General features: G+C 62.2%; 15 protein-coding genes. 7 read left to right on the forward strand and 8 right to left on the reverse strand.

What is annotated here, in order from left to right; translation table 11 throughout:
• The first annotated feature begins 30 nt into the window (after positions 1 to 30).
• The 3 genes from IPM16_23750 to IPM16_23760 all read left to right on the forward strand — a co-directional run bounded on the left by IPM16_23750 (position 31) and on the right by IPM16_23760 (position 4,787).
• Positions 31 to 681: a hypothetical protein gene (locus IPM16_23750; GenBank protein ID MBK9126123.1), complete on the forward strand. Its 651-nt coding sequence runs from the start codon at positions 31 to 33 to the stop codon at positions 679 to 681.
• Between the two features lie 11 nt (positions 682 to 692).
• Positions 693 to 950, forward strand: coding sequence for a hypothetical protein (locus IPM16_23755; protein MBK9126124.1), 258 nt, complete (start codon positions 693 to 695; stop codon positions 948 to 950).
• A gap of 882 nt (positions 951 to 1,832) precedes the next feature.
• Positions 1,833 to 4,787: a dihydropteroate synthase gene (locus tag IPM16_23760; protein MBK9126125.1), complete on the forward strand. Its 2,955-nt coding sequence runs from the start codon at positions 1,833 to 1,835 to the stop codon at positions 4,785 to 4,787.
• A gap of 55 nt (positions 4,788 to 4,842) precedes the next feature.
• Here the strand turns inward: IPM16_23760 and IPM16_23765 are convergent, their stop codons facing one another.
• Positions 4,843 to 5,196 carry a hypothetical protein gene (locus IPM16_23765; GenBank protein ID MBK9126126.1) on the reverse strand — a complete coding sequence of 118 codons (354 nt, stop codon included), beginning with the start codon at positions 5,194 to 5,196 and terminating at the stop codon, positions 4,843 to 4,845.
• A 70-nt stretch (positions 5,197 to 5,266) separates the two neighbouring features.
• On the opposite strand from IPM16_23765, the gene IPM16_23770 reads away from it, so the two are divergent.
• From IPM16_23770 to IPM16_23785, 4 genes are all read left to right on the forward strand, one after another.
• Positions 5,267 to 5,569 (forward strand): transposase, encoded by a 303-nt coding sequence (locus tag IPM16_23770; protein MBK9126127.1) that lies wholly within the window; start codon positions 5,267 to 5,269, stop codon positions 5,567 to 5,569.
• 160 nt (positions 5,570 to 5,729) lie between these two features.
• Positions 5,730 to 6,077, forward strand: a complete 348-nt coding sequence (locus tag IPM16_23775; GenBank protein MBK9126128.1) for a transposase — start codon at positions 5,730 to 5,732, stop codon at positions 6,075 to 6,077.
• Positions 6,078 to 6,229: 152 nt separating this feature from the next.
• Positions 6,230 to 7,153 carry a hypothetical protein gene (locus tag IPM16_23780; protein MBK9126129.1) on the forward strand — a complete coding sequence of 308 codons (924 nt, stop codon included), beginning with the start codon at positions 6,230 to 6,232 and terminating at the stop codon, positions 7,151 to 7,153.
• 241 nt (positions 7,154 to 7,394) lie between these two features.
• Positions 7,395 to 8,135: a hypothetical protein gene (locus IPM16_23785; GenBank protein MBK9126130.1), complete on the forward strand. Its 741-nt coding sequence runs from the start codon at positions 7,395 to 7,397 to the stop codon at positions 8,133 to 8,135.
• Between the two features lie 112 nt (positions 8,136 to 8,247).
• Here IPM16_23785 and IPM16_23790 read toward each other — a convergent pair whose 3' ends face one another.
• The 7 genes from IPM16_23790 to IPM16_23820 all read right to left on the reverse strand — a co-directional run bounded on the left by IPM16_23790 (position 8,248) and on the right by IPM16_23820 (position 13,482).
• Entirely contained in the window at positions 8,248 to 8,478 is a 231-nt protein-coding gene (locus tag IPM16_23790) for a hypothetical protein (GenBank protein MBK9126131.1), read from the reverse strand.
• Between the two features lie 4 nt (positions 8,479 to 8,482).
• A complete protein-coding gene (locus IPM16_23795; GenBank protein MBK9126132.1) occupies positions 8,483 to 9,058 on the reverse strand; it encodes a transposase in 576 nt (191 codons plus the stop codon).
• Between the two features lie 88 nt (positions 9,059 to 9,146).
• Entirely contained in the window at positions 9,147 to 9,872 is a 726-nt protein-coding gene (locus IPM16_23800) for a hypothetical protein (GenBank protein MBK9126133.1), read from the reverse strand.
• A 168-nt stretch (positions 9,873 to 10,040) separates the two neighbouring features.
• Entirely contained in the window at positions 10,041 to 10,250 is a 210-nt protein-coding gene (locus tag IPM16_23805; protein ID MBK9126134.1) for a YdeI/OmpD-associated family protein, read from the reverse strand.
• Positions 10,251 to 10,311: 61 nt separating this feature from the next.
• Complete coding sequence (locus IPM16_23810) at positions 10,312 to 11,367, reverse strand: LysM peptidoglycan-binding domain-containing protein (GenBank protein MBK9126135.1); 1,056 nt, start codon at positions 11,365 to 11,367, stop codon at positions 10,312 to 10,314.
• Position 11,368: 1 nt separating this feature from the next.
• Complete coding sequence (locus IPM16_23815) at positions 11,369 to 11,947, reverse strand: sigma-70 family RNA polymerase sigma factor (protein ID MBK9126136.1); 579 nt, start codon at positions 11,945 to 11,947, stop codon at positions 11,369 to 11,371.
• Positions 11,948 to 12,036: 89 nt separating this feature from the next.
• Complete coding sequence (locus IPM16_23820) at positions 12,037 to 13,482, reverse strand: LysM peptidoglycan-binding domain-containing protein (GenBank protein MBK9126137.1); 1,446 nt, start codon at positions 13,480 to 13,482, stop codon at positions 12,037 to 12,039.
• Positions 13,483 to 13,522: the final 40 nt, after the last annotated feature.

Here is a 13,522-nt window from a genome sequence, read left to right on the forward strand (position 1 = left end):
TTTTGATTTTTACCGAGGTGACGCGCCATCATGGACTCGCACGCCGACGAATCATCCGCCGCCTTGGACGCCGCAGCACAGGACGGACTTTCCGCCCTGCGGGCCGCCGCGTCCGCGCGCGAGTGGGCCGTGCTGCAAGCCGAGCTGGGCGGACTGCTGGCCGGGCTGCCGCTGTTCGCGGCGCTCTCGGCGGTGATCGACGGCCTGACCGCACTGCTGCCGGTGGTCGAGGCGCGCGAGGCGTACGACATGCAGCTTCGCGGGCTGCCGCGTCAACTGCTGGCCGGGGTGATGAGCTACGGCTTCGCGCCCGATCAACTGCCAGACCAGATCATCGCGGACTATCACACGCCGGGGGCCGCGCAGTTCATGCACGCCGTGCTGGAGCTGTGCCGGGCGGCTCAGCGCGAGCGTGACGACGCCGAACGGCCTGCCCTGCTGGTCAGCGCGGCAGGGAACGCCATCATCGCCGCCATGGGCGAGTCGTTCTACGCGCGCCATCCCGAGTTGTTCGCCCGCGTGCGGGACAATCGGCTCGACCCGGAGACGGGCGAGTACACCGACCCCGACGCGGCCAAGATCCCGATTCTGCTGTGGATGGACGCCGAGGTCGCGGCGCTGGACACGGCACAGTGGCTCGCGCTGGCCGACCGTGTCGAGCGCGCGTACGCGAACCTGTAGGAGGTACTGAGATGACGGACATTCAAGCCCAACTGGCAATTCAGATCACCCCGGACGAGTACGAGCTGCTGATCGCCCTTCGCACGCTGGCAGCTGACGATCGAACGCGAATCCTTGAAGCGGTCAATCTTGCCCGAGAAGCTGCGGCGGGGACATCCGGCAAAGACTTCGTGCGAGATCTCGATGCACTGCGCTCAACCATGAACGATGAGCAGTTGCAGCGGTTCAAGGAATCGCTCGCGGACTCAGACCCACGTGTCGTGGACTAGACACGGGAGGACTAGGACTTGCCCATGACCGAACGCACATTCACCAACCGCCGCTATCTGGACGCCGTGAACGACCACGTCGTGATCTTCGACGGCGCGATGGGCACGAGCATCCAGAAGTACGACCTCTCTGCCGAGGATTTCGGCGGGGCGCAGTACGACGGCTGCAACGATTTCCTCGTCATCACGCGGCCCGACATCATCGAGGCGATCCATGAATCGTTCCTCAACGTCGGCAGCGAGGCGGTCGAGACCGACACGTTCCGCAGCAACCGGCTCACGCTGGCCGAATACGGCTTGCAGGACCGCACGCTGGAGATCAACCGCGCCGCCGCACAGCTCGCCCGCCGCGTATGCGATCGTGTCGCCGCCCAGACGGGCATCCCGCGTTTTGTCGCCGGCAGCATCGGCCCGACCGGCAAGCTGCCCAGCGGCAGCGACCCCGACCTGAGCAACATCACCTTCGAGGAACTGGCCGCGATCTTCTACGAGCAGGCGCAGGGGCTGACCGAAGGTGGTGCCGACGTGCTGCTGGTCGAGACGTCGCAGGACATTCTGGAGGTCAAGGCGGCGATCGTCGGCATCAACCGCTACTTCGAAGACGCCGGTGTGCGGATTCCGCTGCAGGTGCAAGTCACGCTCGACACGACCGGACGCATGCTGTTCGGCACCGACATCGGCGGCGCGCTGGCGACCCTCGAAGCCCTGCCGATCGACATTATCGGCATGAACTGCTCGACCGGCCCGGAATACATGACCGCGCCGATCAAGTATCTGGTCGAGAACAGCCGCCTACCGATCAGCGTGCTGCCCAACGCCGGCCTGCCGATCAACGTGGACGGCGAGGCGGTGTATCCGATGGAGCCCGAGCCGTTCAGTCACATGGTGGGCGAGTTCGCGCGCTGGGGCGTGAGCATTGTTGGCGGGTGCTGCGGCACGACGCCGGAGCATTTGAAGCGGTTGTACAAGGAAGTGCATGGGCGGGAGTATGCGCCCCTCACCCCCGACCCCTCTCCCTCGCAAGCGGGGCGAGGGGAGAAAGAAACCCTCACCCCCAACACCTCTCCCTCAGGGAGAGGGGAGGATGATGTGGGCGAGGTGGATCGCCCCTCTCCCCCCGGAGAGGGGCAGCGGAGCGCAGCGACGCGGGGTGAGGTTGGCGTTGGAGAAGCCCTCACCCCCAGCCCCTCTCCCTCAGGGAGAGGGGAGAAAGACGGTGCGGGGAGCGGTGATCACTCAGTACTCAGCACTCAGGACTCGGCACTTGGTTCTCTCCGGCGGCCGACGCCGCGGACGGTGCCGGATGTGGCGCGGGTGTCGAGCGGCATGACGGCCACGCCGATGATCCAGAACCCCGGCCCGACACTGATCGGCGAGCGCGTCAACTCGCAGGGGTCGCGCAAGGTCAAGCGCCTGCTGCTGGCCGACGACTACGACAGCATCGTGCAGATCGCCGTCGATCAGGTCGCCAGCGGGGCGCACATGCTGGACGTGTGCGTGGCGCTTACCGAACGCGCCGACGAACTGGCGCAGATGCAGGCGGTCGTCAAGAAGCTGGCGCAGGCGGTCGAAGTCCCGCTAATTATCGACACGACCGAGCCGGAAGTGGCCGAAGCGGCGCTGGCGCTGTATCCGGGCCGCGGCGTGATCAACGGCAACAACCTCGAGAACGGCCGCGAGCGCATCGACCAAATTCTGCCGATCGCCAAGAAGCACGGCGCGGCGGTGATCTCGATGACGATTGACGAAGACGGGATGGCGCACACGCGCGAGAAGAAGTTCGAGATCGCCCGGCGCATCTACGACATCGCGCTGAACGACTACGGCCTGAGCGCGCACGACATGATCTTCGATACGCTGACGTTCCCGCTGACGACCGGCCAAGCCGAGCTGCGTAACGACGCCGTCGAGACGATCGAGGCGATCCGGCTCATCAAGCAGAGCCTGCCGGGGGCGATGACCGCGCTTGGCGTGAGCAACGTGAGCTTCGGCGTGGGCGAGGCGGCGCGCGGCGTGCTGAACAGCGTGTTCCTGTACCACGCGGTGCAGGCCGGCCTCGACATGGCGATCGTCAATCCAGCGCACATCACGCCGTACGCCGAGATTCCGGCCGATCAGCGCAAGGTCGCCGACGACCTGATCTTCAACACCGACGAGGACGCCCTGCCGCGCTTCATTCAGTATTTCGAGAAGAATCAGGTCGCCGTGGCGGGTGGCGAGCAGGCTGACCCGACCGAAGGCATGACGTCCGAGCAGGCGCTGCATTGGCAGATCGTCCACCGCAAGAAGGACGGCGTCGAACGGCTGATCGACGACTGCCTGACGCGGCAGGACGCTGTCGGCGTGCTGAACAACGTGCTGCTGCCGGCGATGAAAGAGGTCGGCGACAAGTTCGGCGCGGGCGAGCTGATCCTGCCGTTCGTGCTGCAAAGCGCCGAGGCGATGAAGAAGTCGGTCGCCTACCTCGAGCAGTTCATGGACAGGGTCGAGGGATCGAGCAAGGGCGTCGTCGTGCTGGCGACCGTCTACGGCGACGTGCATGACATCGGCAAGAATCTCGTCAAGACGATCCTGAGCAACAACGGCTACACCGTGCACGACCTCGGCAAGCAGGTGCCGGCCAACACGATTATCGACAAGGCCGTCGAGTACAACGCCGACGCGATCGGGCTGTCCGCCCTGCTGGTCAGCACCAGCAAGCAGATGCCGCTGATCGTCAACGAGCTGGCGCGGCGCGACCTGAAATACCCGGTGCTGATCGGCGGCGCGGCGATCAACCGCAAGTTTGGCCGGCGCATCCTGTTTCTGGACGACACCAGCGCGCCGTATGAACCGGGTGTGTTCTACTGCAACGACGCGTTTGAAGGGCTGTCGGTGATGGACAACCTGACCGGTCCCGCGCGCGAGACGTTCGTGCGGCAAATCGTGGACGAGGCGTATGCGGAACAGGGCAAGCCCTCGCCTCGCCGCCGGACTGCCGGGCCGGCCATCGTCAAGACGGTCAAGCCCGCGCCGGACGTCCCGACGCCGCCGTTCTGGGGATCGCGCAAGGTGGCGTATATGCCGCTCGAGATCGTGCTCAAGCACCTGCACAAGCCGGAGCTGTACCGCCTGAGTTGGGGCGCGAAGAACACCCACGGCGAGGAGTGGGCCAAGCTGGAGGCCGAGTTCGAGGCGCGCCTCGACCGGATGAGCCGCGAAGCACTGCGCGACAAGTCGCTGCTGCCACAGGCCGCCTACGGGTATTTCCCCGCACAGAGCGATGGCGACGACCTGATCGTGTACGACCCCGCGCCGTTCAACTATCGCAACGGCGGCGAGCTGGACAAGGTCGAGATTGCGCGCTTCGCGTTTCCGCGCCAGACGACTGGCGAATATCTGTGCATCAGCGACTACTACGCGCCGGTCGACAGCGGGCAGATCGATGTGGTCACGCTGCAAGTCGTCACCGTGGGCGAGCCGGCGACTGCGAAATTCGACGCGCTGCAAACGGCGGACAACTACAGCGAGGCGTACTTCTTCCACGGGCTGGCCGTGCAAGCCGCCGAGGCGACCGCCAACTACATGACCGCGCACGTCCGGCGCGAGCTGGGCCTGGCGGAGAATCGCGGCAAGCGCTACTCGTGGGGGTATCCGGCCTGCCCGGATTTGGCCGACCATCAGATCGTGCTGCGCCTGCTGCCGCAAGCCGCCGAGATCGGCCTCAGCCTGACGCCCGAGTCGTACCAGTGGGTGCCGGAGCAGTCGACGGCGGCGATCTTTGCGCACCATCCCGACGCGAAGTACTACAGCGTGGGATCGCTCGACCGCACCGCGCAGATTCTCGGCACGCCGTAGGGGCAGTGCTGCGTGACGAGTGATGAGTGCTGAGGAGAGGCCGGTATGACTCGGCCTAGTTTGACTTAGTCCGTTCAAGAACGAAGTAGATGGTGTTCTGGTCGGGAATCGTCTCAACCAAGCGCCAACCTTGTTCACCCAGATGCGAAAGATATATGGGGAGAGGCAGTGAGGATTCATCCTCTGAAAGTGTGGCACGAATGGAATCAATGCCTTGTCTCAAAGGTGCAGCCACGGCATCTTCGCCGTGGATTAGTGCCATACCGATAAGCCCGTAATAACTCATCGCGATGTACTCATATTGCTCACTCTGCAGAGGTTGCGCGGCTTGGATCGACGACTGGTTAACAAGCAACAATGCTAGGATGAGGGCTAGGCAAGTGATGATAACTGCGGAAAAACGCTGCATCGTGATGTCTCCAGAAGCGGTTTCAAAAATTGAGCGGTAACGGTACACTGGTGGGATGAGCCGACATGACGTGACTGACCAACAGTGGGAAATCCTGGAGCCGTTGATCCCTAAGCAGAAGCCGGGGCGCGGGCGACCGCGTGCGGATGATCGCCGTACGCTGAACGGCATTCTGTTCGTCCTGAAGACGGGCTGCCAATGGAAAGATATGCCCGAAGAGTTCGGCGACCATGTGACGTGCTGGCGGCGGCTGGATCGCTGGCAGCGGGACGGGACGTGGAGCGGATCTGGCGGGCGCTGCTGGGGCAACTGGATGCGCAAGGCAAGTTGGAATGGACCGAAGCGTTTCTGGATGGGAGTTTCACCCCGCTAAAAAGGGGGCTCCGGCGTCGGAACGACGAAGGTCGGCAAAGGCAGTCAGTGATGCTGGTGGTAGAAGGACATGGGTTGCCAATTGGGGTGGTGGTGGAAAGCGCCACGCCTCACGAAGTCACGTTGGCGCAAGCCGTGATTGATGACGTTATGGTGCCCCCGTGCGAAGCGCAAACCCCGGCGTCGCCCGCGCGCGCTGGGCGCTGACAAAGGGTTCGACAGCCGACGTCCGCGGGCCGCCTTGCGCCGGCGAGGATCCGGCCCGGATCCCGCAGCGCAAACGTGCCGAGGGCCACCGACCGCGGCGCGGTCGGCCGCAGGCGCCGTTGGGACGCACCCGGCGTTGGGTTGTCGAACGCACCTTCGCGTGGATGGACAACTGCCGTCGGCTGGTCGTGCGCTACGAGCGCAAGCTGGAAAACTTCAAAGCGTTCTGTCTGGTTGCCTTTATCCAATGGTCCCTCAACCGGCTACTGCGGCCTGTTGCCACCATCGCCCCGTATTATTGAAATAGGCTCCAGTACGTAACGCGAGTTATCTAGGAAACATACCATATAGAATTATGCTCGTTCGTTGAGGAGTTGAGTAATCGTGGTAAGAGTTTAAAATTAGTCTCGATATTCTAGTTGCACGTGAACTTTGCGGGCGAGGCGAAAAAGAAATGATTAGCCGCAAGACCTGTATCGCACTTGCTGAAGCCTATCAGGCGGTATTTTCCCATCAGAAAAGGACTCACACACGTTATACGACGAAGTACTCAACGGAAGTAGCGTATGAATCTCTGTATGACTTTGCATTTGCGGCGGGTTTCGAGCCATGGTTCTGCAACATGCTTCGCCACGCGAGCAAGCATGTAGATACTTATAGCTCTTCCAGGGTTGTCAAGGAATTTGTCATGCGCGTTCACACAGGAGAATTCGTTTCTGGAATCACTCCGAACTGGACCGAGGATCAGCGACAGAGGTTAGGACAGGAGTATCTATACAATCTGGCCGGAGAATTGATCCGAGGAATCGATGAACGCGAGATTCGCACCGTAGCAGACTTGACCCCGATACGAACCTCGGTTCTTCGGGCGCTTGAACTCGACGGATATCTATACCGTGCGCCAAATCTTCTGATGCCTGATAGCGATGTAGTTGACAGCGAAGAAGAGAGGAACGTACTTGAGGATCTGTACCGGCGGCTCGAGCTTAACGATATAGATGTTGCCTTGCGTCACCTAGGACTGTCAGAAGAGAATTACAGTCGTGGTGGTTGGGAAGACGCTATTGGAAATGCGCGCAAGTATCTTGAGAAGGTTCTCAGCGAAGTCGCGAATCGACACTCGATACACACATCGGGCGAGTTCTTGTCTTCAGACGTCTATGATTGGCCCAGCAAGGTGCGCGGCTACCTTGCGAAGGCCAAACTACTGGAAGAAAAGGAAGTTTCAGCTCTTAAGGAAGTGTACGGCCTACTCAGTGAAACCGGTGGGCATCCTTACATGGCACGAAGTGATCAGGCGCGGTTGCTGCGACATCTCGCGCTGACATTCTCGCAGTTCGCGATGCTCAGGCTCGAAGGATTCTTGGGCAAAGACTGACGATGTCGAGAGCACTTCTGTACCCGTTCCCCACTCCCTCCTCATCCCCGTCTTCCCCGTATGCCGCATGTTCATGTAGGCGTCGCCGTGGCGGAGCTCGTCGAGCATCTGTGTGAGGCGCTTCGCGCGGGATGCTGGCGCGCCTAATTCTGTCCCGGGTCCAGCGCGAAACACCATCCCGCGCAAACCTGAAAACGGGTGTATGCTGTTCGTTATCAGGTTCTGAACAGGGCCGCACACCGTGAAACCGTCTCGACTCACTCGACTGTTCCTCTTCGCGGTGCTGTTGGCCGCGCTGCTATCCACGACCCTCGCCCAAGGTCATTCCCCGCGAGCGCTGCCCAATATCCCGCTGCACGAGCCGGAAAATGGCGAGGCGGTCTTTGACCCGGCGGTATCGCTGGTCTGGGACTTCATCCCAGAGGCCGCGCTTTACGCTGTAACGGTGAAGAATGTCAACGGGTCGCAGTCGATCAAGTTGATCGCGACCGGGGTCGACTGCTTCATGCTGCGCTGCGCGACGGTTCTCGACTCGACCGTTAACGCGTGGGTGTGGAATGAGGGCGACACGTATTCGTGGTCAGTGAAGGCCAAGGATGGTGCAGGGCAGGCGATCGCCAAAAGCAACAAGCGCACCTTTGTCGTGGACATGCTGCAGCCACTAACGTTGGACTCCCCGGCGAATGGCGCGACCGTCGCCGCCTTTAACGTTGCAGGGATCTATCTCGTAACCATCCAATTCCATTCAGACGATGTCGTCATGTCGTACATAGGCACGATGTATCGCCAGGACGGATCCACAGTGGGGACGACGAATCTCCCCAACTCGAACTGTTCGATCTCATGCCCGATGTATATGATCGTCGATACAACGGCCACCGGAGTCCTGCGCAAATACACATGGAAGGTGATCGGCACGCGCGCCGGCGTTAAAGGCAAGGCGAAGAGCCCGACCTTTAGCATGAAGGTGTACATCCCGTAAACACCGTGGTCAGTCGCGAGTGCTGAGGGGAGGCCGGGTGACGCCGGCCTCTTTTTGTCCGTTGACGTGGTAACTCGTGTACTAGCTAGACTAGATTCAGTCACCTTGATTGCTAGACAAACGGATTAAAGAGCAAGGCGAGCAGCGAAGCGTACAGCTTGAGAAACAGGCCGAGATTGGTGCGCGCATGGAGTCGCTGAACGCCCATCTTCTCGAGCTGGCTGTGAACCGTCTCGATGACCGGACGGAAACGGCGCAGCAGCGCCCGATGTTCGGGGACATCCTGGACCATGTTCTTGCGTCGTTTGGGCAGCAGCAGAATAGCGCCGTAGTAGTCGCACAACGTTTCATCCAGGTCGCTGTTGTAGCCCCTTGTCGCCCACGACGGTCGAGCCGGCCGCGAGCTCGGCGGTGAGCCATTGGACCCCAGTCAGGTCGTGCCAAGCGGCTGGCATGACGTCGAAAGCCACTGGCAGGCCGTCACTGCTGCACACCAGATGCAAGCGCCAGCCGAAGAAGGTCTCGTCCTTGGCCGCACAGCGGCCGAAGTAGCGCTTGCCCTGCAGCTTGCGACAGCGTCCCGCCCGCACCCGCTTGCAGACCGGCACCGGCATGCTGTCGATGATGAACACCTCCCCCGCCTGCAGCACCTCCATCAAGACGCTCAGCAGGTGACCGATGTGCTGGCTCAGACGGTGCAGTTTGCGGTTGAACCGCGAGACGCTCAGCCCCGGCAGCGCGCCGATCCGCTGCAATACGCACAAGGCCCGTTCATGGTGGTTTTGGAAGTACCGCGCCGCCACCACCGCCACCGTCAGCACCTCCGCCGCGCTCACCGTCGCTCGCACATCGTCCCGGTAGTTCATCACTTTCAGCACGTCATCCAACACGACATATGCGGTTACAATGTAGGTCTCGTCCATGCGGTTGGCTCGCCTCGTGGCTTTGTTTGGCGACAACCATTCTAGCGACCGCCGCATGGACGACCTCAACTAGCAATCAAGGTTAGATTCAGTCGACCGCCTCCGCCACGATGGTTATGTCCTGCCGTATCGGGCTATGCAGGTTGCTGCCCCACAACTCGCAGTGCATTACACACGTGTGGTTTGGAAGTTCAGATCGCCACTTATAGTTAAAGCCATATAAGACTGGGTGTTTGAAAGCAACATAACCTGTTGGACTAAACATCCGATAGCTGGCAGAACTGAGATCACGGTTGTCCTCATGCCGAATTGCCCTAAACTCGAGCTGAAAGCCCTGTCCGAGGGATTCTGTCACTTGATGCGGGGTGATTTCACCCAAAGAATCTTCCCACCATACGGTAAGCATCGGAGCCTTGAGCATGACCTCGTCATACACCACTAGAACGAGGTGGAAAGTGTGATCAATGAAGTTTGCCTGTGATTTCCGGCGACTAACGGTGACAGTTGGATAGGTCTTTTCAGGATCGCGGAATTCGTCATGGAACTTCGACCGACTGGTACGACCGTCGAGAACGGAAATTCTAGCACTGAAGACATTTCCAGCTTTGCGGATCTCTTTGCGAAGCTCCAAGAACGCGTAAATGATTACAGGTATCTCAGCAAGAGCAACGCTTGTTTGAAGTCTACTTACGGTCTCAGGTGAGGTGTTCGGTATCCACGTGATTATTAAACACAGCGCAGAAACTGCAATCGCAATCCATAACCATTTGAAATGTCGTGTGGCTGAGTTGTCAATGCGCTCCTGCACGGACATAATTACCCTTCGCTTGCATGCTGTGCGCGATACTGTCTCACATATCCGAGTGAGTTTTCCATCTTACCCGCAGCATGAGACTATATTACGACGTACACAGAATTATATCCCGAGAGGGATGAAATTGCCTCTCACCGCCACTTGCTAGAACTTCCGGCCCTAGCGCCCTTACCCCCGCTTCGCCGTATACCGCATGTTCATGTAGGCGTCGCCGCGGCGCAGTTCGTCGAGCATCTGCGCGAGGCGCTTCTCGCGGGTCGCCGGCCGCTTGGCCCGCCCGATCCACGCCAGATAGTCGTTCTGCTGATAGGCCGGACGCGCGCGATACGCGTCCATCAGGCCGAACCGTTCCAGCTCCGCACGGATGTCGTCGGGCATCGGCTGAAGGTCGCGCTGCAGTCGTGAGAAGTCGGGTTCAGTCACCGGTTAGCCCTATCCGCTAATCGTCATCGTCGCTACCGCCGCCATCGTCGTCATCGTCGTCGCCCGGCGGCGCGGTCGGTGGCGGATTGCCTCCCCCCGGCGCACTGGTCGCACCCGGCGCGGGCGTGCTGCCAGACGATGAGGTCGACGGCAGGCGCGGCAGGAACAGCTCGGTGTTGACCGTCAAGACGTTCGGGTTGGTCAGGCAGTTGACGTCGACCAGACGCTGCACGGTCGTGCCGGTCCCCACGGCGAGGCCAGAGAGCGTGTCCCCGCGGCGCACCCGGTACGTGATCCAACCAGTCGGGCGCTCGGCGACGCACGCGCCGGTTGCCGTCGTCGCCGTCGGAGAGGCGTTCGGGTCCGGGGTCGGAGTGCGGGTGGGCGTCCGCGTGCTGGTCGGTGTGCGGGTGGCCGACGGCGTGCGCGTGATCGTCGCCGTGGGGCTGCCGGTCGGGCTCGGGGTTGCCGTGGCCGACGGTGTCGGAGACTCGGTCTCGGTCGCGCTGGCCGTGGCGGTGGCGGTCGCCGTGTGAGTCGATGTCGGCTCGTCCGACGGGGTCGGAGAAGCGGTATCGGTCGGCGCCGCTGTATGGGTCGCCGTGGCCGTTTCGGTGGATGTCGGCGTCGGCGAAGTCGTCGCCGTGGCCGTATTCGTCTCGCTCGGCTCTGGCGTGGGCGTCGGTGTCTCGGTAGGCGGAGGCAGCGTAGCGACCACGGCCATCGGCTCCTGCGGCGGGCGCAGCAGCAGCACGCCGATAAACCCGACGATCAGGACGACCGCCGCGGCAGCCAACACACGGCGAACCGGCGGCAGGATACGTAGGGGCGGGGCCGGCGGTGCGGCGAGCGCGGCGAGCACATTGGCCCGCACGCGGTTGCGTGCGTCGCGCACCTCGTCCGGGGCAACCCCGAGCAGGCCGCGGGCCGCGTTGGCCGTCATCAGCATCGGGCGAAGCTCGGCGGACAGGTCCGGGTACTGGCTGAGTACGGCGTCGACCGGCTGTCCAAAGGCGAGCTGATCGATGCACTCGTTGAACGCGTCGAGTAGGGTGCGGTCGGGTGTCGCCATGTTATGCCGCCTCCCCATTGCCATCGCCGGATAAGATTTGGCGCAGGGTCTCGGTGGCGCGCCACTGCAGCGATTTGATCGCGCTGACGCTCTTGCCCATGATCTCCGCCGTTTCACTCAAACTCAACTGCTGCCCGAAACGCAGGATCAATACCTCCTGCTGATCGGGTGCCAGCATCCGAACCGCGTTCTGCGCCCGCTGCTGGTTGACCGCCTGCAGAAACCGGAATTCCGGCTGTTCGTCGGTCGCCTCGCGGATCCAGTCATCCAGTTCGGTGTGGGTCACGCGTGCTTTCTCTCCGTAGACGTCGGCGACTTCGCTGCGGGCGACGCGGAACAGCCATCCGCGCAGGCTGCTGCGGGGCGCGTTCGCCCCACGCAGCGCGTTGATCAGCTTCACGAACACGTCGCTGGCGAGGTCTTCGGCGGTCATCGCGTCGTCGACGCGCAGCCGGATGTACTGGTAGATCGGCGTGAAGTACGCCTCATAGATCTGCATGATCGCCGCCTGATCGCCGCGCCGTGCTTGCGCAAGCAATCGATCTTCGGTCGCTAAGTCGGGGAGGATGAGGACGGTCACCGGGGCACCTTGTTGCGGTCGGCCGTAGGGCGGAGGTTCGCCGGGGCGCGGCGTGTTTCGCGTGCCGCGCCCCACACAGAGTCTACCGCTTAATCGTCGTCGTCGTCACCGCCGTCGTCGTCATCGTCTCCACCACCATCGTCATCGTCGTCGTCGCCGCCGCCGGTGCTGCCACCGCCACCGGCGGAACCGCCGCCGTCATCGTCGTCATCGTCATCGCCACCACCACCTCCGCTGCCGGAGTTCGACGGCGCCGCGACGGCGCTCGGGACAAATAGGCTCTGGCCGACGCGGATGAGATTCGCGCTCGACAAGCAGTTGGCGCTCACAAGCTCCTGCACGGACGTGCCAGCGGCACCGGCGATGCGGCTCAACGTGTCGCCGCTGCGTACGCGGTAGGTTGTCCAGCCCGCAGGGATACGGCACCCGTCGTCATCGTCGTCGTCGCGGTCGTCGTCATCATCGTCGCCGTCATCATCGCGGTCATCGTCGCCGCTATCGTCGTCGTTGTCGTCGCGATCATCATCGTCGTCGCCGTTATCGTCGTCGTTGTCGTCGCGATCGTCATCATCGCCGTCGTCGTCATCGTCGTCGTCAAAGTCGTCGAGGACGTCGTCTACGTCGTCAATGTCATCGAGGCCGCGCACCCGGGTTGGACGAATTTCGTTGGTGGTCACGTCCGGACGGAACGTTACGCGTGCGGCTTCGCCGACCTGTACGTCATCGTCGACGCGGACGGACGTATCGAGCGGGACTTCCACGCCGGCAACCGTGATGCTGTCGTCGTCGCGCGCCGTCACCGTCCCGGCAAGGACGACGCGGCTGAAGTCGTCCGACTGGCCGGCTGTCAGGGCCGGGGCGCGCACGTCGACGCTGGAGGCCTGCGCGATGCCTGTCGGGGGCTGACGGAACTCGACTTTGACGAGTGCGCTCGTTTCAAGCGCGTAAGGGTTGTCGTTGACGACTGCGCGCGCGATGTCGAACGGAACGGTGCCAACTTCCATGCGCGGGACGTCGAGCGTGTCGACTCTGCCGATCATGACGCCGATTTGGCTGTCGGCCAGATCGATGTCGGTGATCGCGAAGGCGCCGCTGGTCACGCTGAAGTCGATCTGGACTTGCGCGCCGGTCTTGAACACGTCGTCGTCGTCAATGTCTAGGCCGGCGGCGCTGAAGCTCAGGCCGTTGATAACGAAGGTCGTCTCCGAGGCGAGTTCTACCACGCCTGTCAACTGGCCGGCGCCGGGCGTACCGCCGGAAGGGCTTGCCAAGCGCGTGGCCGACAGAATACCGCGCGAGATCGTGAACTCGATCTCGACCGGGATGCCGGTCCGCAGCGTGAACGAGCCATCGGTCAAGGCGTTCGAAACGTCGAAGACCACGCCGGACGCGACCACGACGTTGGCGTTAAACGCGTCGACAACGCCGGTATAAGTGCCGGTCGCGGCACTGTCTTGCGCGCCCACGGCACCCGTCAGCACAACGAGTGCTGCGAGCACGATGGCGACGAGCCGGACGAAAGAGGTATGTTTCATTCTGAATTACTCCTGATAACGCTGGACTGTGTGAGATTGA

It is taken from the genome of Candidatus Flexicrinis affinis (assembly GCA_016716525.1).
Taxonomy (GTDB): Bacteria; Chloroflexota; Anaerolineae; order Aggregatilineales; family Phototrophicaceae; genus Flexicrinis; species Flexicrinis affinis.

Coding starts and splice junctions, on each gene's coding strand:
- IPM16_23750 (MBK9126123.1), top strand. CDS start 31: ATGGACTCGCACGCCGACGAATCATCCGCCGCCTTGGACGCCGCAGCA.
- IPM16_23755 (MBK9126124.1), top strand. CDS start 693: ATGACGGACATTCAAGCCCAACTGGCAATTCAGATCACCCCGGACGAG.
- IPM16_23760 (MBK9126125.1), top strand. CDS start 1,833: ATGGTGGGCGAGTTCGCGCGCTGGGGCGTGAGCATTGTTGGCGGGTGC.
- IPM16_23765 (MBK9126126.1), bottom strand. CDS start 5,196: ATGCAGCGTTTTTCCGCAGTTATCATCACTTGCCTAGCCCTCATCCTA.
- IPM16_23780 (MBK9126129.1), top strand. CDS start 6,230: ATGATTAGCCGCAAGACCTGTATCGCACTTGCTGAAGCCTATCAGGCG.
- IPM16_23795 (MBK9126132.1), bottom strand. CDS start 9,058: ATGGACGAGACCTACATTGTAACCGCATATGTCGTGTTGGATGACGTG.
- IPM16_23800 (MBK9126133.1), bottom strand. CDS start 9,872: ATGTCCGTGCAGGAGCGCATTGACAACTCAGCCACACGACATTTCAAA.
- IPM16_23805 (MBK9126134.1), bottom strand. CDS start 10,250: ATGCCCGACGACATCCGTGCGGAGCTGGAACGGTTCGGCCTGATGGAC.
- IPM16_23810 (MBK9126135.1), bottom strand. CDS start 11,367: ATGGCGACACCCGACCGCACCCTACTCGACGCGTTCAACGAGTGCATC.
- IPM16_23820 (MBK9126137.1), bottom strand. CDS start 13,482: ATGAAACATACCTCTTTCGTCCGGCTCGTCGCCATCGTGCTCGCAGCA.